The sequence below is a fragment of the Bacillus sp. KH172YL63 genome (assembly GCF_011398925.1).
Taxonomy (GTDB): Bacteria; Bacillota; Bacilli; order Bacillales; family Bacillaceae_B; genus Rossellomorea.
In genome coordinates this window covers 1,102,905-1,128,538 of the sequence record NZ_AP022842.1, presented here as the reverse complement: position 1 = coordinate 1,128,538, position 25,634 = coordinate 1,102,905, and the positions used below count along the sequence as shown (strand labels likewise).

Here is a 25,634-nt window from a genome sequence, read left to right as displayed (position 1 = left end):
TAATATTCTTACTATTACCAATCATTAGGGGGTTCTTCACTTGCTGAATGAATTATATCAGAAATTAGAAAGTCATTGGGACGAAATGGTTAAAATCCGGCGCTATCTCCATCAGCATCCGGAAGTATCTTTCAAGGAAAAGAATACTGCGAAGTATATTGCAGACTACTACAGAAATATCGGCGTCCCTGTGGAAGAAGGGGTCGGGGGCAACGGGGTTGTCGCCCGGATACAGGGTAGCCTCCCTGGGAAGACAGTGGCTTTGCGTGCCGATTTTGATGCATTGCCGATTCAGGATGAGAAGGATGTGCCATACCGATCGACTGTTCCGGGCGTCATGCACGCCTGTGGTCATGACGGACATACGGCTTCCCTTCTCGTACTGGGAAAGTCGCTCCACGCGATGCGCGATACCCTGCAAGGGACGGTCGTTCTGATTCATCAGCATGCGGAAGAGTATGCGCCGGGCGGGGCCAGGTCGATGATTGAAGCGGGCTGCCTGGATGGGGTCGATGTGATTTTCGGGACTCATTTATGGGCAACCGAGCCCGTCGGGAAGGTCCTTTATCGTACCGGACCTGTCATGGCTTCAGCCGACCGGTTCGAAATCCTGATCCAGGGTTCCGGCGGTCACGGTGCACAGCCTCATAAAACGAAGGATTCTATCGTGGTGGGGGCCCAGGTCGTGTCAGATCTTCAGCAGATTGTCAGCAGAAGGGTGAATCCGATTGAACCTGCTGTCGTGACGATCGGTTCCTTTATCGCCGGCAATGCGTTCAATGTTATCGCCGATTCGGCTAAATTGATCGGTACGGTCCGGACCTTTAATCCTGAAGTGAGGGACCTGATTGAAGAAGAAATCGGTCAGATTTCCAAAGGTGCTTGTCTCTCTGCCCGCTGTGAATTCGACTATACGTATGACCGTGGGTATCCGGCCGTCGTGAATCACGGCGAAGAAACAGATCTTTTTGTCGAGTGCGCAGGGACTGTAGATGAGATTCACACCGCGGAAGAAATTGAGATGCAGATGGGCGGCGAGGACTTTGCCTACTATTTGGAACATGTAAAGGGAACATTCTTTTTTACCGGGGCAAAGCCTGATGGTGTGGACATCGCATTCCCTCACCATCACCCGAAGTTCGATATTAACGAAAAAGCACTTCTGATAGCGGCAAAATCACTTGCAAGTGCGACCCTTCACTTTCAGGAGAAACATGCAGCATCACAAGCTGTTTCTAAATAAAAACAAAAACCAAACCCATTCGGACTTTTGCAACATCCGAAGCGTTTGGTTTTTTTCTTTCAATTCTAATAAAACCGGTGCTGCTGCTCCACTTTGCTCACAGACAGGACCCACCAGATCAGGAGCGGCTGGAACAATAGCCTGATCCAAAGGAGGAGGTGATTTGTTTCCTCCTGTCCCGGTGCAGGGATTCCTTTCATGGCAGCATATATATTTGCTGGGAAAATAAGTACCAAATAAATCGCGGTGATGATCCCGGCCTTTTCCCTGGTCTTCGGAATCAATAATAAAAATGCCAGCAGGAATTCAATGATTCCCGTGATATAGACGAGTTCTTCCTTCAAGGGAATGAAAGGCGGGATCATCTTCGCAAATCCCTGTGCCTCGATGAAATGTGATACCCCTGCTCCAAAGAAGAAAACTGAAAACAGGAAGAGCCCGAGTATTTTCAATCCTTTTTTCCGTTTATTCATCATACTATACACCTCTTTACTGCGCTGTATCTCCTTACATCCAAACAACAATAACGGATTGTAAGGAAAAAGGTCGACGCCTTCGCTCGACCTTCTCTCTCCATGCCTATTCTATCTCATGAAAGTACCGGATCCGATAAGCAAATTTTGCCACCTCTCCAAGCTGATCGAGGAGCTGATAGTTCGCATATGCCCCGACGACTGCCCCGACTCCCGGGATGAGCTGCAGCATTTTTACAAAGTCGATATAGTCCCGGTATTCCTGTTGAAAGGTTTTCCAATCAAGATCTTTCAGTTTTTCCTTCTCTTCCTCCCAGTTTTCGATGACCCGGAGGACATCCCTTTTATGGGAATCACTCGAGTAGGCCAGCTGAAAGACGTGCAGAAGAAATAATCGTTCTTCGTATTGTCTTGGATCATATCCATGAATCGCAGCGCATTCACTTAGGAACTTCATCTTGATGGACAGAAGCAGCGGGAAATCTGCCAGTCCAAGGAAGATCCCACCGGCCCCTGTCCCTGCGCCTTCAATGGTCGCAGCTTTCCTGTAAAATTCCATCCGTTCTTTCATTAGAGCATCCCGCTCATCCAGGTTCGGTTTTACCGTAATCGTTTGAAGCGACACCCATTCGCTCCCCTTTAGTGTGGCTTCCACCATTTTCTTGATGCTTTCCGTCACGATTTTATGGGCTTTTTCCGGGATCCATCCGTTCACTTTCGTCTGCGCCTGCTTTGAAAACCTTTGAAATACCGAAGATTTTCTCGTATATTTCCGCTTCCATGCTTCAAGCTCTTCTTTCTCACGGTTCAAAGAAAACCACCATCCTTTTTATACTATACGTTTGTGCCTGAAGGATCGTTTCACTAAAACAGTGTTTCTTCCATCTTCTTCAACCTTTGTACCAGATAGAATTGACTGAAGAAAAGTGAAAGGGTCAAACCGGCTATCAGGGTGATCAATGATTCGAGCCAGGCTCCCTTCACCAGGAGAGGCAGGGAAAATACAGCCGCCTGGACCATCATCGACTGCCCGATGATCTTTTGAAAAGAGGTTGTCTTCAATTCCCTTGAAACCGGGTAGATGAGCACCCATATTTTATAATCATACCGCTTGTATAACGGGATCAGCTGGAAAGCTGTTAAATACAAGAATACCAGGGCGGTCAGGATGCTGAAGATAAATGATGAGTTGAAATAAATCAACAACACCCCGATGACGGTCAGGCGAATGTATAGTCCGGAATATTCACTCGTCCTCACCAATGATCTCATGTAGAGATAACGGTATGTAGATGACTGTGAAAAAGGAGTCCGTACGAACAGATCAAGCCATTTTCTCCGGTGCACCTTTCCTTTTAGCTTCGGAACATCGGTGAACATATTGGCAATTCGGTAAAACATCAGCATCCGTTGTTCTTCCAGATTGATCAATGTGTCCCATTTAAGGTTCTTTCCTTTTGTGGCTTGATGGAAATACAGGGCATACCCAAGCATGGAGACGGCGAGCACGCTCGGCATCCACAGGACCGCTCCCGATAAGATAAGAAAGACGAGTGCCCCGCTTAACAGGAAGCGGATCGAGCTGTCTATCCAATGGGCTTCTTTTTCCTGATATCTCAGCATGAACCAGCGCACATAAAGATTCCATACTTTCAGGATGCCAACTAGGCCAAGCAGTGGAAAGAAAGTCCTGAAACTGTTACCTGATACGGCCACATACATCGGCATCAGGGCTGCAAGCGCCAAGAGAAGGATGTACGACTGGAACATGAAGCTGATCCAGATACACTTTGTGAAGTAGCTTGTCAGGCGTCCTTCAAGTGGTAAAAGAAAGACGGCATCCGCTTCCCTCAGGAATGTATAGACTGGGCTCCAAGCAAGCAGGAATCCGAGTATGACCGCCATGATCAGCGGGGCGGGAAAGCCAGGGTCAAGCGTTTTGACCCATTGATTATACGTAAAGGCTCCTCCCCCCAATGCGAAAATCAGGACAAACAATAAATGGTCGTTGAACATGTACTTTAAATATTTCTGCAGTTCTTGATTATACTCTACGATTCGTTTCTTCCAGATACTCTCCACATTATTCATCATGAGACTCTTCCTTCGTCAGCTGGATATAAATATCATCCAACGTCGCATCCGGCATCGCGAATTCCTTGCGAAGTTCACCAAGCGTCCCCTTTGCCCTGATTTTCCCTTCATGAAGGATGATGAAGGAATCGCAGTATCTTTCTGCCGTGGCCAAAATGTGTGTCGACATGAGGATGCCTGCACCGTTTCTCTTCATTTCTTCCATCCAATCCAGCAGCGACTGTATCCCGAGCGGATCCAAACCTACAAACGGCTCGTCGATGATATAAAGGCTAGGCTGAATGAGAAACGCACACATGATCATCACCTTTTGCTTCATTCCTTTTGAGAAATGAGCAGGGAACCAGTTCATTTTCTTCTCCATGCGATATGCCTTTAACAGCTTGTCGATTCTGTCTTTGTACTCTGATTCACTCAGGCCGTATGCCATCGCAGTCAGTCTCAGATGCTCCTCAAGGGTGAGTTCATCATATAAAATCGGTGTTTCAGGTATGTATGAGAATTGCTTCCGATAAAGGTCTGCATCGCTCTTCAACGTATGGCCATTGATGGAAACCTCACCTTGCTTAGGCTCCATCAGGCCGATGATATGTTTGATGGTCGTGCTTTTTCCGGCTCCATTCAGGCCGATCAAGCCGACGATTTCATTTGCATTTACGCGAAAGGAAATATCCTTCAGTACAGGCTTGCGGGTATATCCTCCCACCAGGTGGTTGATTTCTAATAATGACACGAGCCAACGTCCTTTCTCTTCTTGTATTGTATCTATTTTATCAAAATATTGAGATGAAGGCATGTTTGATTCCATCTCACTACCATATTTTAGAATTCATATTCCTTCACGATCTGCACAACATAATATCAGAAGGGGCCAGCAATAAGAAAAAGGGGATGGTTGTTAAAGACCAGCTAACCGATTTCACTATTGTTTGCGACTTGAAGGATTCGTCGTCTTCCTTAGTGAATGACATACTCACACAATTCATTTCATCAAATTTTGATAAATGAGGTGTTTGTTAAAGCACATTATGACTGAATCAACTTACTTTATAAGCTTTCTTAGCCTACAAGATAAGGGGATGGTCAGTTTGCACAACGTCATTCATGTTTCCAGAGATTTACACATATCATCCTTATAGCAAATGAGGTGTTTGTCCAAGACGGCTTACAGTTTCTATTGTCTTAATTGCTTAAATAGCTAAAAGATAAGGGGATGGTCGCATTGAACAACGTTCATTCTATCCAGGAATGGAACACTTTTCGAAGCTACTAGCGAATGAGGTGTTTATCAAAGAAAACGAAGCCTGACATATAACCTTAAAGTATTACCCCTTCTAGAAGAGAGGCAGGAAAATCGTTCCTGTCTCTTCTTCATTTATGAGCTTATTAATGATAAAATACATACACCATTACTGAAAGGTGGAAATGAATATGAGTGACTGTATTTTTTGTAAAATCATCGATGGTGACATCCCGGCAATGAAAGTGTATGAAGATGAGCACGTCCTTGCTTTCCTTGACATCAGCCAGGTGACGAAAGGGCATACGCTCCTGATCCCGAAAGTACATAAGGAAAACGTATACGAGCTTACACCGGATATCTCGAGTCATTTATTCTCTGTTGCACCAAAAATCGCCAACAGTATAAAAGCTGAATTCAATCCGGTCGGCATGAATCTGTTGAGCAATGCTGGAGAAGAAGCCGGTCAATCGGTCTTTCACTTCCATATGCACTTCATTCCACGCTACGGAAACGGAGACGGCTTCGGCGCCGTATGGAAAACACATAACGACGACTACACACAAGAAGAACTGAAGGAAATTGCCGATTCCATCAAAGGGCATCTGTCATAAACTAAAAGAGAGCTTGTTCCCCTTTCATCAAGGGGTTCAGGCTCTTTTTACGATTGCGGCACTTTTGACAACATCCATCGATGTGTTATAATGTACCTATCTTTTCGCTGATGGCAATAGTGCACATCAGGAGAAGCAGTACAAAAGTTCAGTTTAGTTGAGGAGAGATGAGAAATGAATACAAAAACACTTGTATCCCTATCATTATTAGTTGGGATCGGGGCGGTCCTGCACACAGTGATCCCCGGAATTTTCTTAGGAATGAAGCCGGACATGATGCTTACGATGATGTTTCTCGGCATTATTTTATTCCCGGCAAAGAAAAACGTATTGCTGTTAGGTCTGCTGACAGGCGTCATTTCAGGATTGACAACACAATTCCCTGGTGGATTCCTGCCAAACCTGATCGATAAGCCGATCACAGCCTTCGTGTTTTACGGATTATTCCTTGCAACAAAGAAAATCACCCGTTCATTGGTAGGTGCATCCGTTCTTACCGCAATCGGTACACTGGTATCAGGAAGTGTATTCCTGCTTTCCGCATATGTGATCGTTGGTCTGCCTGGCGCGTTCTTCGCTCTATTCGCAGCAGTGGTCCTTCCGGCAACACTTGTGAACGCCGGAGCGATGTTCGTTGTGTATCCGATCATCAACGGTATTTTAAAACGCTCATCCATTCAGGAAGCTGTCACATCAGAACAGCTGTCCTGATTGAAATCATAGAAAAGCCCTCCATTGCGCAGAAATGGAGGGCTTTTTTCTATCAACTGACTGCAAACCACAAGAGGATACCGATGAGAAACGTGATCACCCCGCCGGACCCCATGATCGTTGCACGTTTTTTCAATATATTCTTAGGAGGATACATGCCGGGTCTTTGAATGCTGATAAAGTTATACACCATGCTTAAAAAAAGTACGCCACTGAGAGCAAAGAAACCAAAGATTATCCCGTCCATTGCGTCAGGACCTCCCCCCTCCACCACCTCTTTTCTTTTATTTTATGCGCTTGCAAGGGAAGATATGAGCCGTCTTGTTTCAATCTGTGTTAAAAGGGAAAAGGAGAATACATAATGATTGTAGAAATATAGTATTATAGACATAGTATATCGAGGTGAATGACAATGAATAAGAAATCTCTTGCTTACGGCCTTTTGATCGGAGGAGTGGTTGGAGGATTGGCTTCACTGCTGACTTCCCCTTCATCCGGAAAAGAAATCCGTGCTCAAATCAAAGAAAAGAAAGATGACTGGAACGAAGTCATCGAAGAAATGAAGATGCACATCGGTGAACTAAAGGAATCCATCGGCACCCTTTCACAGGAAGGAAAAGAAACGGTCCTTCAGCTTTCCAAGGATCTTCAGGCCTCATTCAAGCAATGGCAGGCTTCCACCGAACCGAATAACCAGCGTCTCCAGGAAGAAATCCAGTCCATCCAACGAACGATCGAAGACCTTGAGAAATCAATCAATTCGGCGAATCCGACAAATCAATGATCTAGCTTTCCCCTGCCTGTATACGGCCGGGGAATTTTCTTTTTTATAAAAAAAATTATCCGTACATACAGGGTTTCACCCATGTCATACCTAACATTCCACCCCCAGAAATTATATACTTCGAAAAATTTTGTCAATTTAGTCTTTATTAATTATTGTTTTATTGGCATAATAAAATATAAGCGCTTTCTTTTTTTTCAACAGGTGGATGAATGACCATTCTGGTACTGCTAACAAAGAAGTTCAATTGAGATACTATCTTGCAAGGATCGATGCGTCACATGACAGAAAAAGATTTTCTAGCAAAGTGGGTGAATGAGATGAAGGAAAGAGAATTTACTTTGAAAGAGGCAATGCTTTTCAGTCAAAGGATGGCCCAGCTCAGTAAAGCTTTATGGAAGGCCATAGAAAAGGACTGGCAGCAGTGGATCAAGCCATACGACCTGAATATCAACGAGCATCATATTCTCTGGATTGCCTATCATCTGAAGGGTGCTTCCATATCAGACGTGGCCAAATTCGGGGTGATGCATGTTTCAACTGCCTTTAACTTCTCAAAGAAATTGGAGGAGCGTGAACTCCTGAGGTTTTCCAAGCGGGAGAATGACAAACGGAATACGTACATTCAGCTGACCGATAAAGGGGAAAAAATTCTGCTGGAGCTGATGAAGAATTACAAGCCTGAAAGTCATTCGATCTTCCAAGGAGTTGCCCCATTACGTGAATTATATGGGAAATTCCCTGAAATGATCGAAATGATGACGGTCGTTCGGAACATTTATGGAAATGACTTTATGGAAATCTTTGAAAAGTCGTTTCATAACATAGAAAACGATTTCTCCGATGACAACGGAAAGCTCGGTGAACTTTTTCAAGATGAAGAAGAACTCGCTTGACCTACAGGCTCTTCTTAAAATGATACATCAGAGCAGGATATAATTCCTGAGCCAAGCAGCTCTCCACCACTTCTTTCACTTCAAGTTTTGGATGGAGCTCATTCTTAAATTCTTTAAAAAGCGGAGTATGATACACAAATCCTTCCGCTTTTTGTTTTTCAAACTTCTTGCTCAATCTATCACATAACAGTAAAAACGCCTGAACCTCTTCCTCAGACAGGCCTCCTTGGATGATCAGCCGGTGAAACGGGTAACCTTCATCGGGTATCATCTCAGCCATCAACCGCTGATAATATTCAAGTTTCTCTAATCTTTTAAGTACTTCATCCATTGCATATCACCTACTAAATTCCTCTTACTCTTATTGTACAAAACTATCACATACCTGTCCTCAAAACCATCCCCAAAAAAGAAGAAAAAAATCATCTTAAAATGTATTGATTTTTTTCTGCAATCGTAATAAAGTATGTAAAGCACTTATTAATTCACCACAATTCGTCTAATGGAGGCGATTTTTTTATGCATTGCTGGAAAACAATTAATCTTGAAAAACAATTCGGTTTTTATAGAGTCTTTCTTATGTCAACCATCATCATGATGATGGTCTTTTCACTCATATATGTACCGATCAACCTGCTCTTTCCGAGCGCATTCTACGACCGCCATATCTTTGGATTTTTCGCAGGTTTGATGAGCATCTATCCTTTGCATAAATTTTTTCACATTGTTCCGGTCCTGCCGTTTGTGAAAAAGATAAAATTCAAATGCAACCGGAGAATGTACCTGCTGCCGATCCTTTCAGTGAGAGTCGACCAGCCGATTTCAAAATACCATTATCTCGTTGCCCTGGTGGCACCCTTTTTCGTACTGAACAGCATTTTACTTTATGCATGCCTGCATTTCCCGCATTATTCCCATTACTTCTCAATGCTTCTAGCATTTCATTCCGGGATATGTGCCATTGATTTCATTTATGCAAAGCAGCTGATGGATTCACCAAAGAATGCACTGATCGAAGAGAACGAAGATGGATATGAAATATTGATATATCAGTAAGGATGATGAATGACCATTGAACGAAAGCACTCGATGGAAGAAATCATCCTTCTCTCTTTTCCATAAAAAAAGGAAATCCACAATTGAAAATGCGTGAATTCCAATCCTCACGCTACCATTCCGCCAAATAATTTGGTAATGTATAGTCTATAGGAGATAACGGGGAGGGGTTTGGATGATCTCCATGTTTTTAGTCTTTGCAGTTTTCATCTTATTTTATATAAATAAAATGACAAATGCATTATGTTTACAGAAAGAAATACCTGAAGAACGCCAATCTAAGGTGTTTAGAACCATCAATATCCTAATCACCATACTGCTGATTTCTTCATACATAGAGATATTATTTACATAGCACCAAATGCTTGCCGGCTCATCTTGAAGCCCAGGCAAAAAACCCCCATCAGGCTGCAGCCTGGTGGGGTTTTTCATGTGATTGGGATGGGTGATGGGGAGGGGGAGAAGGTTTGTATTGAGGGTGTTATACTTGCCGTTTTATTCGCTTGGATTGGGTGGGGGAGTGACTGCTTGGGATGGGGATTGGCTGCTGGATTGGGGATATTATCGACTTTGGCCGGGATATTATCAACTTTCTGGATATATTATCGACTCGAGGCTGGATATTATCGACTTTGACCCATTTATTATCGACTTTCCCGATATATTATCAACCTCCTCATTTTCACCCTTTCCGCCCCTCCATCCGTCCCAATCCTGACCCGTTCCTGCCGTTTACAGGTTTATCCTGGGACGGGCGAGCGTGATTCGACGGCGGATGGACTACCTTGACACGGATATTATCGACTTTAGCCGGGATATTATCGACTTTTCGGATATATTATCGAGTCCAGGCTGATATTATCGACTTTGACCCATTTATTATCGAATTTCCGGATATATTATCAACTTCCTTATTTTCACCCTTTCCGTCCCAATCATGACCCGTTCCTGCTGTTCACAGACGTCCATTGGGCCAGAAAGCGTGGATTCGACGACGGATCAACTCCCTTAAAACGGATATTATCAACTTTCCAAATATATTACCGACCTCCACTCCATCCATCTCCACCTCCACCTCCCCCACAACAAAAAAGCAGACCCGGCAAATCCGGACCTGCTGAACACACTCTATTTAGATTAGCAAACGTATGCTGCACCGATGATGATTAACAAAATGAATAAAACTACGATTAACGCGAAACCTCCGCCGTAAGCACCTGACATATGCGCTTCCTCCTTTCATGTATGAAAAGCATATGAGCAAAAGGGGCCAGCCTTGCTTAGTTGCCCCCTCTTACAGTCATGATCCGATGAACTTTTTTCCTGAGGCTAAAATTATAGCCATGCTGCACCCACAATGATTAACAGGATGAACAGTACTACGATTAACGCGAATCCTCCGCCGTATGCATTACCCATAACTTCCCACCTCCTTTGAAGCGCTAATTTATCTTATTCAAGTTAGCTGCCATTTGTTTAGGCTAATGTCATAAATTTAGGTTTTTTTAGTAAAGATATGCGGCACCAACGATGATTAATAAGATGAACAGCACTACGATTAACGCGAATCCGGAATTGTATCCACAGCTCATATTTATTACCTCCTTTTCTCTCTTCGCTCTTATCATATGAAGGAACCTAGGAAATGGGTGTGTAAAATGCCCATTTTTCTGAAGATTAGTTTGGAAAATATTTTTTTAAATGGAATAAGTGTGTTATAGTATGGTTTGTAGAAATTTGCCAAGCTATCAAACGAATATATTGTAGGAGTTGGTCACCATGAAAAAATGGATCATGTCAGTATCATTGGCTGCCGGGGTCATCGGGCTCGCAGGCTGCAGTGGGGACGGCGCTGACAGCGACGTTGTTGCCACAACGAAGGCTGGAGATGTAACGAAGGATGAACTTTACAAATCAATGAAGCAAAAATTCACTCCACAAATGGAACAAGCCCTTCAAGAACTGGTTTACACAAAGGTACTTGAAGAAAAGTATGATGTGTCCAAAGAGGAAGTGGAAGAAAAGCTGAATGAGGCGAAGGATCAATTAGGACCTCAATTCGATATGTTCTTACAACAATACAATCTGGATGAGAAGTCATTCAAACAATACTTGAAGCTTCAGCTGCTTCAAGAAAAAGCGGCGATCTCCGATGTGAAGGTGACGGAGAAAGAAGTGAAAGAATACTATGAGAACTGGAAGCCTGACATCAAGGTGCGCCACATTCTTGTAGAGGACGAAAAGACTGTTAAAGAGGTTCAGCAAAAGCTTGCTGATGGAGCGAAATTCGAAGATCTTGCCAAGGAATATTCCACTGATCCAGGATCTGCTGAAAACGGCGGAAGCCTTGGATGGGTAGACTACGCAGGCCGTCAGAATTTCGTACCTGAATTCTCAAAGGCGCTGGATACGCTTGAAAAAGGCAAAGTAAGCGAGCCGATCAAGACAGAATATGGTTTCCATATCATTGAAGTGACAGATAAGAAAGAGAAGAAATCTCTCGATGAAATGAAAAAGGAAATCGAAAAAGAATTGAAGCTTTCAAAAGTGGATCCTCAAAAAATCCAGGAAGCGATGAAAGCTGAAATTGAAAAAGCGGATTTGAACATCAAGGATGAAGATTTGAAGAAATCTTTTGACGAGGTATTAAATCCTCCGGCAGCTCCTGAAGCTGGAGAAACGCCTGCTCCTGAAGGCGAAGAAGCACCAGAAAGCGAAAGTAAAGAATAATATAAAAAGGACTGAAGGCATGCGTAGCCTTCAGTCCTTTTTGCTATATCAAGACGAGAGTTGACGCCGTTTTTCTTTTTCTTCTTCCATCCTGTGGATATACACTTCTCCTTCTTTTTCGATCCATTCATCTTCCAAGGATTTTTCTTCTTTGGCAGATTTTATTGTCATGAAGGCACTTCCGAAGATCCCTGCTACAACCAGATACATCCAAATGGGCAGTGTCATTTGCTTCATCTCCTTATAGGTTTGTCCTGCTTTTATTACACTATATGAGATGGAGATTTAAAACATGCCCCATTCATAAAAAAAGGACCCGGGTTAAAGACCGGGTCCTTTCTGATCATTTATGAAACGTAGGTTTATAGAAGGAACGATTATCCAGGGCGAAGACTCTTTCCGTATATTCTCCCGGTTTCACTTTTTCAAGGGACCGGTCGAGCATATTCATCTTCGCATCCACGTTGTCGATATAGTGAAGGATTTCCGCTTCACGGATCAACGGCGGCTTAGGGCTTCCCCACTCTGCTTTTCCGTGGTGGCTTAACACGAGGTGCTGAAGGATCATGACTTCTTCCCCTTCGATCCCAAGCTCCTCGGCCGCTTTCCCGATTTCATTCACCATGATGGTAATATGTCCGAGCAGGTTGCCCTCGATCGTGTACGTCGTCGAGGTAGGGCCTGACAGTTCGATGACCTTACCCAGGTCATGGAGGATGACTCCTGCATATAACAGGTCGGAATCAAGGGAAGGATACAGCCCGGCAATCGCCTTTGAAAGGTCAAGCATCGAGACGACGTGATAAGCAAGGCCAGAAACAAATTCATGATGATTCCGCGTGGCAGCCGGATACTCGAAGAAAGGCTTTTGATACTTTTTGAGCAAATGCCTTGTGATCCGTTGGATATTCGGATTTGTCATTTCGAAAATATACTGGGTGATTTTACTCGTCATTTCCTCCATGCTCACAGGGGCCGTTTCAAGGAAATCGGAAATCGCATACCCATCACCAGGCGCTACAGGGCGGATCTGCTTGATTTTCAGCTGACTCTTCCCCCGGTAACTGTGGATGTCTCCGACGACCCTTACGATGGTTTCAGGCTGAAATGCCTTCTCATCCTGCTCAGAAGCGTCCCAAAGCTTCGCTTCCATGTCTCCACTCTTGTCCTGCAGGATCAGCGTCAAAAACGGCTTTCCTGTATTTGTCGTACCTTTTGTCATTGTCTTGATTAAAAGGGGTAGATCGATCGTCTCCCCGACGTTGAAATGTGTGATACCAGACATGTGTATTCCTCCGTCCTGCTATTATTGTGTTTTCAGTATATCATATTTCATGGATGATAAGGGCTGGAAAGGGCTCTCATACCCCATAACCACACATTCTTGAAGCACTGTCCCCTTCATGATAAAAACCGCCTGTGTGAGGCGGTTTTCATTATACGAGTGCCCTTTTCTTTTTCTTCCCGATCCATACTTTCGTCGAAACCAAGCCGACAAGCATAACAAATGCCCCGAAATAATAAGGGATGTGGATATTCCATTCAAACAGTGTTCCGGCAAGGATGGGTCCTGCAACGTTCCCGAGACTCAGGAACGAGTTATTCAGCCCCATGACGGTTCCCTGGCGTTCACCTGCAAGTTTGGAGATCAGGGAATTCAGCGATGGGCGCAGCATCGAGTTCCCGATGAAGAAAATCGCCGTCGTGATCAATACCCCTGTGAAATCTGTCGCAAAATTCATGATCACAAACCCAAATGCGCTGATGAGCAGTGATACGGTCACAACCTTTTCTTCGCCGAATCTTTTCGTCGCTCTTCCAACGCCTGCTCCCTGTACAATCGTCCCAATCAATCCGATGATCAGGATGATGATCCCGACTTCCTGGGGTCCGTATCCGAAGTTCTCCAGTGCATAATAGCTGAAGATCGATTGGAAATTGGCAAGCCCGAAGCTCATGATGAAGACGAGCACCAATAGAAATCCAACCGGGCTCATCACAGCGTTTTTCATGACGACAAAGCGATTCTCCAGCTTTTCATCCCCGTCAGTGATCCTTTTTTCTTTAGGATACGATTCAGGCAGGATGATGACCGAGACAATGGCTGCGAGACTGGCCGCTACGCCTGCAAAGAGGAATGGATAGGAAAGGTCGATTTCCGCAAGCCATCCGCCGATCCCCGGTCCGATGACGATCCCGAGGCCCATGGCGGCACCAAGGATCCCCATCCCCTGCCCGCGGTTATCTTCATCGGTCACATCAGAGACGTATGCCATGGCTGTCGGCATCAATGCGGAACCGAAAATTCCCGCAAGGATACGGGATAAAAAGAGCATCCACAAGCCTACCGCAAAAGCGAAGATAAATTCTGCGACGGCAAAACCGATGAGACCGATCGTGATCAGCGGCTTCCTTCCGATCCGGTCGGACAACCGTCCCCACACAGGGGCAAATAGAAACTGCATAAAAGCAAATACTGCGACCAATGCACCTAGTGTTTGGGCATTGGCATTGAATTTCTCTACATAGAAAGGAAGAATCGGGATGACCAGACCGATCCCCACCATGACGATAAATAAATTAAAGCTCAAGAGGGCAAGGGGTCCCCGATTTCGTTTCCGTCCTTTTGTTTTTGTCATAACATGTGTTCCTTCTTTCCGGCACTCTTTTCTTCTGTATCTGCACGGTTTTTCTGATGAAAACTACTTGTTTATTGTACCGAAATATGACAATTATTGCGAATGGTTCTTTTCTTCTGTCAGAATGTCGGACTCGATTCTTTTTCTTCCCTTTTCAAACGGATCGTTTCTTCCTGTGAGAAACTTTCGCTGATATGGGGGTGACATGTAAAGAACAGTACCTGATGATGTGCTGATATGTTCCTGAGAAGGGACAGGAACGCACGGGTTCTTGACCTGTCAAAATTCACAACACCGTCATCAATCAGGACTGGCAATGGATATTTGTCCCTGAATGATTGAATGAGGGCAAAACGGATCGCGATATAAAGCTGCTCCTTCGTCCCTTGACTGAGCTCCACTGCGTGAAAGACGGCGCCATCTTTCCTTTCCACTTTGATCATTTCATCTTCTATCAAAAACACTCTGTGATAATTCCCTTCAGTCAGTTCCCGGAAGTTTGCTTCTGCAAGTTTCATCACTTTAGGCATCTTTGTTTTCTGATAGTGGTCCATCGTTTTCTTCAGGGAAGCTTGGGCAAGGGTGTATTTCGACCACTCATAGGCGAGTTCCTGCAGCTCTGCTTTCTTCCCTTCGAATTCCTGAAGGAGTGCTGAGTAACTTTTTCCTTCTTCGAGCATCTTGATTTCATAGGAAACCGTCGCCAGTTCTTTTTGACGTAGAGAAAGCTCCTTTACACAGGATTCAACCTCATCCGAAATCCGTCGTAATTCATGCCTGCACTCTTCCAGGGAGCTGAACGCAAGAAATGTATGGAACGCGGTTACCGTCAGTGCCGTCTTCATGGCACCGTACTGTGTGGATAATGAAGTGCGTTCCTCGTCCAGAAGGCCCCGTTCCCGAAATGCCTCTTCGTCCCTGCAATCTGCTGACAGGAAGAGAGCCTGGATCTCATCCCTGATCTTTTTTTTCTCGTTCGAATATTTTTCAATTTCAAAAGAGATGGCCTCAAGCTCAGAATCAATATTTCCTGCTTCCAGCTGACGTTTGTCCAGCGCCTGGATGATGTGTTTCCACTTCACACCCGCTTCATCCACCGTGGTGAATGGCAACGAATGACGCTGAAACCAATCCTCGGTCTCTTTCTCATAATCAATCAATTTATCCCGGGTATGCGCTACTTCCCTGTTCAATTGTTTATAGCTTTCATAGGAAGCAACCAGTGCTTTGATTTTGGTGAAGGCATCTCTGAGCCACTTCCAATGGAAATCTGTTGGCAGGTGAAGGGCTTCCTTTACATCATTCAGCTTTTCTTCACCAAGGTGGATCCCGTTCTCCACATCCTTCATTTTATTCCGGAGATGATGGATTTTCATTTCCTGCTCTTCCAGGGCAAGAATCCGCTGCTTCCATTCATTTCTGTATTCCATTTGCTGATTCAGGATGTGCTCTGCCTTATCGAGGTGCTCAATGTCTTTCACCTCTTCAGGCTTCAGTTCTTTGACTCTGCTCTTCGTCCGCTGAAGGCTGCGGGCTTCTTCAAGAAGGTTGCGCCTCGCCTGCATTCCTGTTAGCCCAAGGAGCACGACCATTAATAAGCAAACCACTGTAAGAATCCCATTTCCTGACATGACTCCCCAAATGCCGAGTCCAAGGAAGAGGACAAGGGCCGTCATGCTCAAGATCATCTGGCCAGAGAAGGAGGATTTCTTTCTTCTGTAGCTTTCCTCCGCATCCTTCATTTGCATGTTCAGCCACTGCATCTGCTCGTAGGAGGCTTTTTGCGCGGATTGTGCTTTCACTGTCCGCTGCAGCTCCTGATATTCTTCTTCCTCCATCAGCCGGTCTTCTAAGCTGTCACATTTTTGTTCGATGAGATGCAGTGTGTCCTCTTCTTCTTCATACACCTTGTGTAAGCTTTTCTGTTCATGGAGAAGTTCGGTTTGTCGTTCTACTGCCTGTTCGATACGGTCTGCCATCATCATGCCAGTCTCGAGTTCAGGGATATTCTCCACATCGATATGCAGGCCTAATTCCCTGATTGTATCGTCGATTTTCGCCCTCAGGTTTTTGAGCTCTTTCATCCGCTCGGCGTTCTCTTCCCGCCACTTCATGTAGAAGGCTTGACGGGACAGCATCTTCTCCATAAATGGACGTTCATTCACATATGTATCCGATTCTTCATCTGCAGATAATTTTTTCAGCAGCTTCTCTTGCTTTCCTTTCAGGGTCTCAAGAGAAGCGGATAGTTGCCGCTCTTCCCTTTTCAACTCATTGAGGCGGTCCAATCCTTTAATGGGGAAATCGATGCCTTCAAGCTCATTCAGGCGTTCTTCCACATCTTTGAACCGGGCCAGCGTTTCCCAGTTTTCATTCACTGAAGTCAACTCATCTTTTCTTGCTCCCAATGTCTTCTTCTCCGCTTCAAGAGAAGAGATGTCAGATTCCAGGGATCTGCGCTGTTCGATCAGAGGCCGATACTGCTCATTATTCTCCCTTCCTTCCCTCACTTCTTTTTCGAGGGATTTCAGTTCGTTCAGCACCGTATTGATCCGGGGTTTTCTTCCTGATTTCTTAAACAGCTGTTCCCTTTCTTTTTGCCAGTCCTGCTCAACCTGTAAAAGAAGGTCTGTCCCTGTGGAGCCTGCCGAGAAGAGGTAACGGTTCAGGTCTTCTTTTTTGAGGCGATGGATGTTTTGCAAGCCTTCGAGATTGAAAGAGAAAATGTTTTGGTAAGTGGTCCTGTCCATCTGTCCAAGCAGGAGTTGAAGGGTTTCTTCCCCTTCAATCCTGCCGTCTTCGAATTGGACAGTGACATCTCCCGTCGCTTTCCCTTTCATCCGCTCGATGCTCACCTTCCCATGGTCGGCAGTCTCACAAACGAGCCTGCCCCCATACTTCGTCGAGGACCTGGGCTCATATCTCAGCATGGCCTGCTGTTTCGTCGGAAAGCCGAACAAAATGCTGTGGATCAGTGACATAATCGTCGATTTTCCGGCTTCATTTTCACCATAAAACAATTGAAGATCCCCCAATTGATAATGCTTATCCTCAAGCTTTCCATATCCGTAAATATGAAGTTCAATCAACTTCAAGGTGCTCACCTCCAATCCTTAGCCCTTGTATGATAATAATTGTTCAGTTTCTTCTATTAAAGAGCGCTTATCCCCTTCATCCAAAGGGTCAAGAAAACGGTAAATGGATGGGTGCTCATAGAGATCGGCAAGGGCTTCTTCCCATTCGGCCCCATTCATCCCTTCCAGGGTCTCGATGACTTCTCCCAAGAATGGATCCTGTTCCGGATCACGGTCTCCCTCATCTTTCGCCCTGCGTAAGGTATGGATCCACCTCAAGTCTCCGTTTCTGTCATAGTCTGCCTGAAGTGCCTCGAGCAAATCTCCATTGTCCAATTTCACTTTCATTTCTTTCGACAGCGCTCCAGTCCCTGTCAAAACGATGTCGACCAGTACGTCTTCCGTCAGTCCATCCAGCTCCTGTTGAATGCGCTGAAACACTTCTCCAAATCGTTCGGTCCCCTCCAGGGAAATACTGCACGTCTCCCATCTTACATCATGGGTCGGAATGAAGGTCAACGAGGTATGATGCTCTTTCAGCACGACTTCATAGCATCCCTTCGCCCCTGATTCCTTCCGGTGCCTTCCTTGGATGTTGCCTGGATAGACGATAAACGGCTCTTCATGCAGGATTCTCCGATCATGGATGTGACCGAGCGCCCAATAGTGATATTTCTTTTCAAGCAGCTCTTCTACCGTAAACGGGGCATACGTTTCATGCAGTGACTTCATGCTTCCTTCACTTCCATGCAGGATACCGATCATATAATGGTCCTCAGTCCGTTTAGGATACTCACTGATCCGTCTTTCCTTCACATGCCTCGTACCATAGCTGAATCCGGCAATGTCGACAACCGCACCCTTTTTGGTGATCAGCTGTTTCACCTCGGTCACATCTTTGAAAATATGTATGTTGTCAGGCATATCGAGCTCCAGCCGATGACTTCCCAGATGATCATGGTTTCCATGAACGACGTATACAGGGATGCCGTATGTATGCAGAAGATTGAATTGCTTCAATAACCTCGCCTGTGCCTGGATGCTCCGGTCTTCTTCGTCAAATAAATCCCCGCTGATGATCATAAAATCGATCTGGCCGGCTATCGCCTCACTCACCACTTTTTCAAAAGAAGCAAACGTACTATTCTGAATCCGTTCAAACACTTCATCCGGCATATGCTTAAGCCCTTTAAAGGGACTGTCCAAATGCAGATCTGCTACATGAAAAAAACGGATCTCTTCCATAAAAAAACCTCCCAACACTACGAATATACGTTCCTATATATCTCCATTATATCCTAAAACCCGTGATATTTTCAGCCTGTATGCAATTTTTGTGCTCCTGAAGAAAGAGATTTTGCATTGTTCACCGGACATTTAAATACAAAAAATCCGGATCCATTCGATTTCATCAAAGAAACTCGAATGATCCGGATTATCTTCACTTCAGGGTGAGCACTATTTTTTAGACGTCAGGTCGATTGCTTTCTTAATATCTTTAAAGGAGTTCGATTTCCCGTAAAGAAGGACACCTCCACGGTAAACCCTTGCCCCAAACACACCCAACAGGATGATCGAAAGCAGCATAACCACGATCCCGATGATCGGCTCATACACAGGAAGGTTCAGCATCCCGACCCGGAGGAACATGACCATCGGTGTGAAAAACGGAATATAAGATGTCACGGTGACAAACCCTGATTCAGGATTTCCAAGTCCGAACATGGAGATGAAGAATCCAATCATGATCAGGAAGGTCATCGGCATGATCATCTGCTGAACATCTTCAATCCTGCTTACGAGCGATCCCAGCAATGCAGCCAGTGTCGCATATAGGAAATACCCCAGCAGGAAGAAGAGAATCGCATAGATGACAACGCTCACTGACAGAGATTCAAACCCGAACCCTTCAAAGAATCCACCTACGAGTTCATCCTTTTTCCTTATCATTGTGAAGTAACCCACTGTAAGGATGACCGCCAGTTGTGTCAAACCGACGAGCCCGATCCCGATGATTTTGGCAAACATCTGCTTTACCGGCGAAGCGCTCGAGATGAGGATTTCCATCACCCTTGAGCTTTTTTCAGTTGCCACTTCCATGGCGGTCATATTTGCATAGGCAATGACTGAAAAGTAAATAAAGAATAATAGCACATACACGATGCCCCTTGCCTGACTTAACTCCTCTTCAGACTTTGCACCTTCCACAAGTGCCTCTTTTTCAAAGGCGACAGGCCCGCTCAGCAGTGCCAGTTCATCTCCCGAAAGTTCTAACTTGCTTGCAGCCTGGGCTGATTTCACATTCTGCAGCGCAACCTGAAGTTCACCGGTCACCGATGTATCCGATAATGAATTCGATTTATATAACGCCTGCGGAAGGCCATCCGGACTTTCACTCAGTACGAGCAGGCCCTTCAGTTCTTCAGATTGAATCCTTTCCTCGATCTTTTCCGTTGATTGAGAAGCCGGCTCCAATATAATGTCACTATTCATCGCTTTCATTTGCTGAACGAGCGGCTCATACAATTGGCCCGTTTCATCCATGACCGCTACCTTGCTTTCTTCGTCTCCGGTGAATTTAGAAATCACGCTGTCGAAATTCGCCAATAACACGAGGGCACAGGCGATGATGACAGTGGAGATGATAAACGACTTCGCTTTCAGCTTTGACAGATAGGAGTGTCCTAGCATCAAGAAGAAATTATTCATAAGAAGTTCCCACCTTTTCTATGAAAATATCGTTGAGAGAAGGTTCCTCTAATTCGAATTTACGAAGGAAGCCCTTTTGGACGACTTCATGAAACACGCTTTCCGCCGCTTGCTCTGACTCAACCTGCAGCGTGACGCCTTCGGTTGTTTCTTTCAGCTTCACAACGCCTTCCTTCTCTTTCAGGAATGTGAGATCGAAGTCTGCATGAATCACCACATTTTTCTTACCAAAGGAGCGCTTGATCTCCTTCAAGCCGCCATGGACGACCGGTCTGCCTTTATGCATGATGCACAAGCTTTCGCACAACTCCTCCACATGCTCCATGCGGTGGCTGGAAAAGACGATCGTCGTCCCGCTTTTCTTAATTTCACGGACGGCATCCTTCAACAGCTCCACATTTACCGGATCGAGACCGCTGAATGGCTCATCCAGTATCAGTAATTTCGGTTTATGAATCACAGAAGCGATGAATTGGATTTTTTGCTGATTCCCTTTTGACAGCTCTTCAACTTTTTTGTTCAAGTATTGCGGCACATTGAAGCGTTTCAGCCAGTAATCCAATTCCTTCAGCACCGTTTTCTTCTCCATCCCGCGCAGACGTGCAAGATAGACGATTTGATCGCTTACCTTCATCTTCGGATATAATCCTCTTTCTTCAGGAAGATAACCGATTTCCGGACTCGTGGAATAATCAATCTTCTTCCCGTTCCACGTGATCTTTCCATCCGTCAGATCCAATAATCCGAGAATCATCCGGAAAGTCGTCGTCTTCCCTGCTCCATTCGCTCCAAGAAACCCGAACATTTCACTGCGAGGAATGTTCAGTGAAAGCTCGTCGACAGCAGTAAAATCCCCGAACCTTTTGGTTACTTGTTCTATCTCTAAACTCATTTCCCCATCTCCCTCCTGTTTCCGATCGATGCTTTTATGCATCCATTTTTCTCTCTAGTACTTTACGATTCTATCCTGAAAAGGTTTCACTTTCCAATCTTTTTCTCATTATCAAACTATTTAGACTTCCCAAAAAAAAGATATTATGAAAAAATAAAGAAGTACATACTTCAAGACAAAGGGGTAAATCAAGATGAAAGTATACAAATTGACGGTTTTTGAAAAGGACGGAAAAAAAATTCTTGATGAATCGTTTGAAGCAGCATCTGACAGCGAAGCGAAGAAAATGGGAGAAACGCTGTTGGAGGAAAAAGGATATGCTGAGCATACCCACCGCTGTACATCGCCGCTTGGCAAATTGTTGTTGTTCCACGTGTGAAAAAGGGGGTGCATGACAGGTCACTTAATGTGGCCTGTCATGCTGTTTTTTCAGGTGAACAGTAACATCTACGTGCAGAGCGGAACATCTCCCCCTCGTTTGTTAAAGAAAAAAGAACCGACCTCTTCAAGGTCAGTCCCCTCCCTGCTTATTCCCCTTTGAAATTCGGTTTCCTTTTTTCAACGAATGCGGTAATGCCTTCTTGATGATCGGATGTTTGACGCATGAGCCACTGCCCTTCTTTTTCAAGGTCGAGTGCATGCTGAAGCCTTTCTTTGTTCAGTGACACATACACTTCTTTCGTCTTCAGCAACGCTTTGGTCGGTGCCGCCAATACCTGTTTGATGTACCGTTCAATGCCCTCTTCCAACTTTCCTGAAGGAATCGCTTCATCGACCAGCCCTTTCATCATCGCTTCCTGGCCTTCGAACACCTTCCCGTTCCAAATCAGGCGCTTCGCTTTATGGGTCCCCAATCGTTCCTGCAGGAGAAAATGGCTTCCCCCGTCAGGAATCAGGGCGATCCCGATGAAATTCATGGCGAGCTTGCTGTCTTCCTCACAAAGGATATAGTCAGAAGCAAGCGCAAGACTGAAGCCGAGACCTGCAGCCGCCCCGTGAATGCCCGTCAGCACAACTTTCGGCATCGAATACAGTGTCATGACCAGTTCACTGATCGTATCCATGATTTCCGAGAACTGCTCCTCCCCGCTTAATGAAAGCATGGACTTGATATCTCCCCCGGAAGAGAACCCCTTCCCTTCACCGGTCAGGACCAACAGCGAAATCGACGGATCGTTCTCCACTTCCTTCAATGCCGCAAGCAGTTCCTTCATCAATCCGGCATCCAATGCGTTCAACGATTGAGGACGATTCAGCTTGAGCCTCGCAACCTTCCCCTCTTTATGTAAAGTTACTGTTTCGTATTGATTTGACACTGTCAACACAATCCCTCCCCTTTCTAATAGCGTAATATACATATGGGAGGTTTCCTCCCTTCGGTAACCGCTTTCAATTTATACCTATTGTACTAATTCTCCTTTTCTGCAAATATTCCTCCACGTTATTTAAAAATTCCGACCATTCAGTATTGTAGCTTTTAAGGGAGAGGTCGAGACATGAAAAAAAGGTGCCGAAGAGAATCTCTTCGGCACCTTTTGGAGGTACACCCACTTTGCCTGTCAAAGCCATGACATGATATAGCGGATTTAACGATAAAATGTACATTTTTGTTCGATTTTTTTATCAAAATCATATGATTCGGTCCGCTAACAAGCTGAAAAAGGCCAAAGAGACCGTTGCAAAAGGGGTGAAACCGGCTCTTGCCCAATGATTCCGTGGAATATGAGCCGGTTTCCTCTGTTTATGATCCACTTTTTACATTTATGAGCACCTTTCAAAATATATGAGCGGGATTTTTAAAATATGATCCATCTCATCGGACTTATGATCTCTTTGTCGAAAAATCGCTACGCCGCTGTCTATGAAGAAAGAATTAAGAAAATAATTCATTCAGGATCTTAATCTTCTTATCTGTATACTCCTTGAAGCCGAGGTTATACGCATTCGGCTCTTTCGGATTGGCGAAGTGTGTGATCTTCCCTGTCTTCGGGTCGATGAATTTACTTGCGGCACCGCAGCCGATGCCGATGATTGTCTGAACTTCTTCCATGATCATGATGTTATAGAGGCTGTCCTGTCCAGGAAGTGCATACCCGACATTTTCGAGATTTCCGAGGATGTTCTTCTGACGATATAAATAATATGGTTCATAGCCTTTGCGTTTTGTCCAGTCTTCGGCCAGGTCCATCATCTTCTCGATTTCCACACGGTCCGCCACTTTGTACTTGTCTTTGTTCTTCGTCATTTCGGACGCACGCTTGAACGACAGCGTATGCACCGTCAGCGATTCAGGCATGAGCTTCTCCGTTTCATCCAGTGAATGCTGTAGCTCAGGCGTCTCTTCGCCGGGAAGTCCGATGATGAGATCCATGTTGATGTTGTTCATCCCCATGTTACGGGATAAATGGAACTTATCGATCGTCTCTTCCACCGTATGATGGCGGCCGATTGCTTTCAGGGTTTCCTGTGTGTACGACTGTGGATTGATGGAAATCCGGTCGATATTCCATTTCTTCAGAACCTCGAGTTTATCCGGCGAAATTGTATCCGGTCTTCCTGCTTCCACGGTCACTTCCCGGACACTGTCCACATCAGGGAATGAGCGGTACATTTCTTCATAGAGGGCATCCATTTCTTCTGCGGTGATCGATGTCGGTGTCCCGCCTCCGTAATAGATGGTCGTAATTTTCACGTTATTTTCCTTCAGCCAGCGCCCCATCTCCTGGACTTCATAGTGAAGACCTGCGAGGAACGAATCCACCCGCCCTTGTTTGCCAAGAATCGCATAGGCAGGGAAGGTGCAATACGCACATTTGGTTGGACAAAACGGGATCCCGATATAAATGCTCACCTCATGCTGAAGATCATAGAGATCCGGCACGACGGAAAGCTGGCGGTCCACGATGTTTTGCATCAGCTGGATTTTCTCATCGGTGATGAGGTATTCCTCTTTCAGCTTTGCATGAATCTCCTCTTTGGGTACGCCAAGCTGTTTCTGTTTATGCAAAAGCTTTGTCGGGCGGATCCCTGTCAAAATCCCCCACTTTTGCCTGATGCCGGTCAAATCCTGAAGAACATTCAAATACACGTGGGAAACGGCTGTTTTCAGCTGTTTGAACCGTTCCTTCTCCGTTTCATAGGGCATCCATCCGTGTTCATAACGGGCTGTGTGCCTTACGTCTGTCGACAATTCAGTCAGTGTTGCAGAAGCTTCTATGTTATCCTCTGTTGAAAGTTGTATATGGACCTGAAGCTCCGGATCCGCACATGTACCGAAGTGGATCGCCGACTCTTCAAAAAATAAATTGGCTATCAATCTCAAAGGACGTTCAAAACGTTCATCCTCGATTCCTTTTATTAAAACATTCACGATGTAATCACCTTTCACCAAATCTAATAAGCTTTTATAAGTGTACAGAATGGGGTCGTAATGGTCAATGGTGCCGGTGCCGCTCTTGAGGCAAAAAACACCACCCATCCCTCTCCCGGAATGGGTGGTGTTACTCTTAATTTATGATTTGATGATGTTCATTTTCTTCAGGAACGGGATGGGATGCTGCTTCCGGAACAGCTCTGTCACAAAGTACGGGATGCCTTTTTCAGCCTGGCTCCGGGTGATCCAGTTGGCTGAATCCCGGACTTGCCGTGGGGCATTCCCCATGGCGACGCCTAAACCGCAGCATTCCATGGTGTCGATGTCGTCAATGCCCGAACCGACCATGACGATTTCATCCTTTTTCACACCAAGGCGCTCTGACAGGTACATGAGGCCCCTTAACTTTGAAACACCCTTTGGCACGATATCCAATTTATACTCGGAAGTCGGGATGGCGTCCACTTCCCCGTACATCCCTTTCAACGATGCAACCACATCCCACACATCTTCTTTATGCTCCATCATGACTGAGATCTTCGGCACCGACATCGGGTTTTCAAGCAGGAAGTCACTTACTCTGTCCACATACTGTTTACTATAGATCAATTTAGATTCCTTTTCCCACGAGACGTGTGCCCGGTCCCGTGCCTGTGCATTCACTTTTCCGATAATGGACCGTTTTTCATGGGAAAGGTGAACCTGACTCGAGAAACCTTCCAGGAATTGAGTGATTTCATATGTGATATCTTCTGCAATCTTTTTTACAAACATCGGCTGTTCAAGCTCACCGGCAATATAGCAGCCGCTGTGGGTGACGAGGGGACTATTGATTTTTAACGCTTTTGCCACTTTTTTAGCCGAAGCGAAGCTCCTGCTGGTCACCAGCGTGACGGGTACCCCTTTATCTTGAACGTACTCGATTGCTTCCTTTGTTTCCCTTGCAATCTTTCCGTTTTCATTCACGATCGTGCCATCAATATTCAATGCAAGCATGCGATAGATCATCATCGGTGTCCCTCCTAAGTGTTGTCTACTCCCTTTCTCTACTTTTATGAAGGAGGAGAGACAAATATGACAAGGGGTGGGGATGAAAAATGCAAGGC

At 45.2% G+C, this 25,634-nt stretch carries 27 protein-coding genes and 1 pseudogene; 9 read left to right on the top strand and 19 right to left on the bottom strand.

Annotated elements, in window-relative coordinates:
• Positions 1-40 precede the first annotated feature (40 nt).
• Positions 41-1,243 (top strand): M20 family metallopeptidase, encoded by a 1,203-nt coding sequence (locus tag KH172YL63_RS05655; protein ID WP_269475198.1) that lies wholly within the window; start codon positions 41-43, stop codon positions 1,241-1,243.
• Positions 1,244-1,308: 65 nt separating this feature from the next.
• Here KH172YL63_RS05655 and KH172YL63_RS05650 read toward each other — a convergent pair whose 3' ends face one another.
• The 4 genes from KH172YL63_RS05650 to KH172YL63_RS05635 all read right to left on the bottom strand — a co-directional run bounded on the left by KH172YL63_RS05650 (position 1,309) and on the right by KH172YL63_RS05635 (position 4,543).
• Entirely contained in the window at positions 1,309-1,716 is a 408-nt protein-coding gene (locus tag KH172YL63_RS05650; RefSeq protein WP_173105185.1) for a DoxX family protein, read from the bottom strand.
• Positions 1,717-1,822: 106 nt separating this feature from the next.
• Positions 1,823-2,527, bottom strand: a complete 705-nt coding sequence (locus KH172YL63_RS05645) for an EcsC family protein (RefSeq protein ID WP_173105184.1) — start codon at positions 2,525-2,527, stop codon at positions 1,823-1,825.
• Between the two features lie 53 nt (positions 2,528-2,580).
• A complete protein-coding gene (locus KH172YL63_RS05640; protein WP_232066130.1) occupies positions 2,581-3,810 on the bottom strand; it encodes an ABC transporter permease in 1,230 nt (409 codons plus the stop codon).
• Complete coding sequence (locus KH172YL63_RS05635; protein WP_232066183.1) at positions 3,800-4,543, bottom strand: ABC transporter ATP-binding protein; 744 nt, start codon at positions 4,541-4,543, stop codon at positions 3,800-3,802. Before KH172YL63_RS05635 ends, KH172YL63_RS05640 begins: the two co-directional genes overlap by 11 nt.
• A gap of 698 nt (positions 4,544-5,241) precedes the next feature.
• Between KH172YL63_RS05635 and KH172YL63_RS05630 the strand changes: the two genes are divergently transcribed.
• Positions 5,242-5,664, top strand: coding sequence for an HIT family protein (locus KH172YL63_RS05630; protein WP_173105182.1), 423 nt, complete (start codon positions 5,242-5,244; stop codon positions 5,662-5,664).
• A gap of 174 nt (positions 5,665-5,838) precedes the next feature.
• The gene (locus KH172YL63_RS05625) at positions 5,839-6,375 is read left to right on the top strand and encodes a tryptophan transporter (RefSeq protein ID WP_173105181.1); all 537 of its coding nucleotides are present in this window, start codon (positions 5,839-5,841) and stop codon (positions 6,373-6,375) included.
• Positions 6,376-6,427: 52 nt separating this feature from the next.
• On the opposite strand, the gene KH172YL63_RS05620 is transcribed toward KH172YL63_RS05625, so the two are convergent.
• The gene (locus KH172YL63_RS05620; protein WP_138777326.1) at positions 6,428-6,622 is read right to left on the bottom strand and encodes a membrane protein YhzF; all 195 of its coding nucleotides are present in this window, start codon (positions 6,620-6,622) and stop codon (positions 6,428-6,430) included.
• A 165-nt stretch (positions 6,623-6,787) separates the two neighbouring features.
• On the opposite strand from KH172YL63_RS05620, the gene KH172YL63_RS05615 reads away from it, so the two are divergent.
• Both KH172YL63_RS05615 and KH172YL63_RS05610 read left to right on the top strand, forming a co-directional pair.
• Positions 6,788-7,159 (top strand): YtxH domain-containing protein, encoded by a 372-nt coding sequence (locus KH172YL63_RS05615; protein ID WP_173105180.1) that lies wholly within the window; start codon positions 6,788-6,790, stop codon positions 7,157-7,159.
• Between the two features lie 320 nt (positions 7,160-7,479).
• Complete coding sequence (locus KH172YL63_RS05610) at positions 7,480-8,055, top strand: HTH-type transcriptional regulator Hpr (protein WP_173108068.1); 576 nt, start codon at positions 7,480-7,482, stop codon at positions 8,053-8,055.
• A 1-nt stretch (position 8,056) separates the two neighbouring features.
• Here KH172YL63_RS05610 and KH172YL63_RS05605 read toward each other — a convergent pair whose 3' ends face one another.
• Positions 8,057-8,386 (bottom strand): DUF1878 family protein, encoded by a 330-nt coding sequence (locus KH172YL63_RS05605; protein ID WP_173105179.1) that lies wholly within the window; start codon positions 8,384-8,386, stop codon positions 8,057-8,059.
• 248 nt (positions 8,387-8,634) lie between these two features.
• Here KH172YL63_RS05605 and KH172YL63_RS05600 point away from each other — a divergent pair, with 248 nt between their 5' ends.
• Both KH172YL63_RS05600 and KH172YL63_RS21570 read left to right on the top strand, forming a co-directional pair.
• Positions 8,635-9,111, top strand: a complete 477-nt coding sequence (locus tag KH172YL63_RS05600) for a DUF3267 domain-containing protein (protein ID WP_232066129.1) — start codon at positions 8,635-8,637, stop codon at positions 9,109-9,111.
• A gap of 175 nt (positions 9,112-9,286) precedes the next feature.
• The gene (locus KH172YL63_RS21570) at positions 9,287-9,466 is read left to right on the top strand and encodes a hypothetical protein (protein WP_232066128.1); all 180 of its coding nucleotides are present in this window, start codon (positions 9,287-9,289) and stop codon (positions 9,464-9,466) included.
• Between the two features lie 782 nt (positions 9,467-10,248).
• On the opposite strand, the gene KH172YL63_RS05595 is transcribed toward KH172YL63_RS21570, so the two are convergent.
• The 3 genes from KH172YL63_RS05595 to KH172YL63_RS05585 form a co-directional block, all read right to left on the bottom strand.
• Positions 10,249-10,335, bottom strand: a complete 87-nt coding sequence (locus KH172YL63_RS05595; RefSeq protein ID WP_082051156.1) for a YjcZ family sporulation protein — start codon at positions 10,333-10,335, stop codon at positions 10,249-10,251.
• 111 nt (positions 10,336-10,446) lie between these two features.
• Positions 10,447-10,530, bottom strand: a complete 84-nt coding sequence (locus tag KH172YL63_RS05590; RefSeq protein ID WP_032089274.1) for a YjcZ family sporulation protein — start codon at positions 10,528-10,530, stop codon at positions 10,447-10,449.
• An 86-nt stretch (positions 10,531-10,616) separates the two neighbouring features.
• Entirely contained in the window at positions 10,617-10,703 is an 87-nt protein-coding gene (locus tag KH172YL63_RS05585; RefSeq protein ID WP_032089275.1) for a YjcZ family sporulation protein, read from the bottom strand.
• A 187-nt stretch (positions 10,704-10,890) separates the two neighbouring features.
• On the opposite strand from KH172YL63_RS05585, the gene KH172YL63_RS05580 reads away from it, so the two are divergent.
• The gene (locus KH172YL63_RS05580) at positions 10,891-11,841 is read left to right on the top strand and encodes a peptidylprolyl isomerase (protein WP_173105177.1); all 951 of its coding nucleotides are present in this window, start codon (positions 10,891-10,893) and stop codon (positions 11,839-11,841) included.
• A 48-nt stretch (positions 11,842-11,889) separates the two neighbouring features.
• Here KH172YL63_RS05580 and KH172YL63_RS05575 read toward each other — a convergent pair whose 3' ends face one another.
• From KH172YL63_RS05575 to KH172YL63_RS05545, 7 genes and pseudogenes are all read right to left on the bottom strand, one after another.
• Positions 11,890-12,069, bottom strand: a complete 180-nt coding sequence (locus KH172YL63_RS05575) for a sporulation YhaL family protein (protein ID WP_173105176.1) — start codon at positions 12,067-12,069, stop codon at positions 11,890-11,892.
• A 115-nt stretch (positions 12,070-12,184) separates the two neighbouring features.
• Positions 12,185-13,126, bottom strand: a complete 942-nt coding sequence (yhaM, locus tag KH172YL63_RS05570) for a 3'-5' exoribonuclease YhaM (protein WP_173105175.1) — start codon at positions 13,124-13,126, stop codon at positions 12,185-12,187.
• Between the two features lie 151 nt (positions 13,127-13,277).
• A pseudogene (locus tag KH172YL63_RS05565) lies at positions 13,278-14,507 on the bottom strand (MFS transporter); the annotation flags it as partial.
• A 92-nt stretch (positions 14,508-14,599) separates the two neighbouring features.
• Positions 14,600-17,575, bottom strand: coding sequence for an ATP-binding protein (locus KH172YL63_RS05560; RefSeq protein WP_173105173.1), 2,976 nt, complete (start codon positions 17,573-17,575; stop codon positions 14,600-14,602).
• Between the two features lie 18 nt (positions 17,576-17,593).
• On the bottom strand, positions 17,594-18,799 hold the full coding sequence (locus tag KH172YL63_RS05555; protein WP_173105172.1) for a metallophosphoesterase family protein: 1,206 nt from the start codon (positions 18,797-18,799) through the stop codon (positions 17,594-17,596).
• A 213-nt stretch (positions 18,800-19,012) separates the two neighbouring features.
• Positions 19,013-20,263, bottom strand: a complete 1,251-nt coding sequence (locus tag KH172YL63_RS05550; protein ID WP_173105171.1) for an ABC transporter permease — start codon at positions 20,261-20,263, stop codon at positions 19,013-19,015.
• Entirely contained in the window at positions 20,256-21,155 is a 900-nt protein-coding gene (locus KH172YL63_RS05545; RefSeq protein WP_173105170.1) for an ABC transporter ATP-binding protein, read from the bottom strand. The genes KH172YL63_RS05550 and KH172YL63_RS05545 overlap by 8 nt, the downstream gene beginning before the upstream one ends.
• A 193-nt stretch (positions 21,156-21,348) precedes the next feature.
• Between KH172YL63_RS05545 and KH172YL63_RS05540 the strand changes: the two genes are divergently transcribed.
• The gene (locus tag KH172YL63_RS05540) at positions 21,349-21,534 is read left to right on the top strand and encodes a YhzD family protein (RefSeq protein ID WP_173105169.1); all 186 of its coding nucleotides are present in this window, start codon (positions 21,349-21,351) and stop codon (positions 21,532-21,534) included.
• Positions 21,535-21,682: 148 nt separating this feature from the next.
• On the opposite strand, the gene KH172YL63_RS05535 is transcribed toward KH172YL63_RS05540, so the two are convergent.
• The 3 genes from KH172YL63_RS05535 to KH172YL63_RS05525 form a co-directional block, all read right to left on the bottom strand.
• On the bottom strand, positions 21,683-22,477 hold the full coding sequence (locus KH172YL63_RS05535; RefSeq protein ID WP_173105168.1) for an enoyl-CoA hydratase: 795 nt from the start codon (positions 22,475-22,477) through the stop codon (positions 21,683-21,685).
• 551 nt (positions 22,478-23,028) lie between these two features.
• Positions 23,029-24,525, bottom strand: a complete 1,497-nt coding sequence (locus tag KH172YL63_RS05530; RefSeq protein WP_173105167.1) for a coproporphyrinogen III oxidase — start codon at positions 24,523-24,525, stop codon at positions 23,029-23,031.
• A gap of 141 nt (positions 24,526-24,666) precedes the next feature.
• Complete coding sequence (locus KH172YL63_RS05525) at positions 24,667-25,539, bottom strand: Cof-type HAD-IIB family hydrolase (protein WP_332066924.1); 873 nt, start codon at positions 25,537-25,539, stop codon at positions 24,667-24,669.
• Positions 25,540-25,634 lie beyond the last annotated feature (95 nt).

Coding starts and splice junctions, on each gene's coding strand:
- KH172YL63_RS05620 (WP_138777326.1), bottom strand. CDS start 6,622: ATGGACGGGATAATCTTTGGTTTCTTTGCTCTCAGTGGCGTACTTTTT.
- KH172YL63_RS05630 (WP_173105182.1), top strand. CDS start 5,242: ATGAGTGACTGTATTTTTTGTAAAATCATCGATGGTGACATCCCGGCA.
- KH172YL63_RS05555 (WP_173105172.1), bottom strand. CDS start 18,799: ATGGAAGAGATCCGTTTTTTTCATGTAGCAGATCTGCATTTGGACAGT.
- yhaM (WP_173105175.1), bottom strand. CDS start 13,126: ATGTCTGGTATCACACATTTCAACGTCGGGGAGACGATCGATCTACCC.
- KH172YL63_RS05650 (WP_173105185.1), bottom strand. CDS start 1,716: ATGAATAAACGGAAAAAAGGATTGAAAATACTCGGGCTCTTCCTGTTT.
- KH172YL63_RS05610 (WP_173108068.1), top strand. CDS start 7,480: ATGAAGGAAAGAGAATTTACTTTGAAAGAGGCAATGCTTTTCAGTCAA.
- KH172YL63_RS05605 (WP_173105179.1), bottom strand. CDS start 8,386: ATGGATGAAGTACTTAAAAGATTAGAGAAACTTGAATATTATCAGCGG.
- KH172YL63_RS05545 (WP_173105170.1), bottom strand. CDS start 21,155: ATGAGTTTAGAGATAGAACAAGTAACCAAAAGGTTCGGGGATTTTACT.
- KH172YL63_RS05580 (WP_173105177.1), top strand. CDS start 10,891: ATGAAAAAATGGATCATGTCAGTATCATTGGCTGCCGGGGTCATCGGG.
- KH172YL63_RS05550 (WP_173105171.1), bottom strand. CDS start 20,263: ATGAATAATTTCTTCTTGATGCTAGGACACTCCTATCTGTCAAAGCTG.
- KH172YL63_RS05615 (WP_173105180.1), top strand. CDS start 6,788: ATGAATAAGAAATCTCTTGCTTACGGCCTTTTGATCGGAGGAGTGGTT.
- KH172YL63_RS21570 (WP_232066128.1), top strand. CDS start 9,287: ATGATCTCCATGTTTTTAGTCTTTGCAGTTTTCATCTTATTTTATATA.
- KH172YL63_RS05625 (WP_173105181.1), top strand. CDS start 5,839: ATGAATACAAAAACACTTGTATCCCTATCATTATTAGTTGGGATCGGG.
- KH172YL63_RS05585 (WP_032089275.1), bottom strand. CDS start 10,703: ATGAGCTGTGGATACAATTCCGGATTCGCGTTAATCGTAGTGCTGTTC.
- KH172YL63_RS05595 (WP_082051156.1), bottom strand. CDS start 10,335: ATGTCAGGTGCTTACGGCGGAGGTTTCGCGTTAATCGTAGTTTTATTC.
- KH172YL63_RS05540 (WP_173105169.1), top strand. CDS start 21,349: ATGAAAGTATACAAATTGACGGTTTTTGAAAAGGACGGAAAAAAAATT.
- KH172YL63_RS05575 (WP_173105176.1), bottom strand. CDS start 12,069: ATGACACTGCCCATTTGGATGTATCTGGTTGTAGCAGGGATCTTCGGA.
- KH172YL63_RS05600 (WP_232066129.1), top strand. CDS start 8,635: ATGTCAACCATCATCATGATGATGGTCTTTTCACTCATATATGTACCG.
- KH172YL63_RS05525 (WP_332066924.1), bottom strand. CDS start 25,539: ATGATGATCTATCGCATGCTTGCATTGAATATTGATGGCACGATCGTG.
- KH172YL63_RS05640 (WP_232066130.1), bottom strand. CDS start 3,810: ATGATGAATAATGTGGAGAGTATCTGGAAGAAACGAATCGTAGAGTAT.
- KH172YL63_RS05590 (WP_032089274.1), bottom strand. CDS start 10,530: ATGGGTAATGCATACGGCGGAGGATTCGCGTTAATCGTAGTACTGTTC.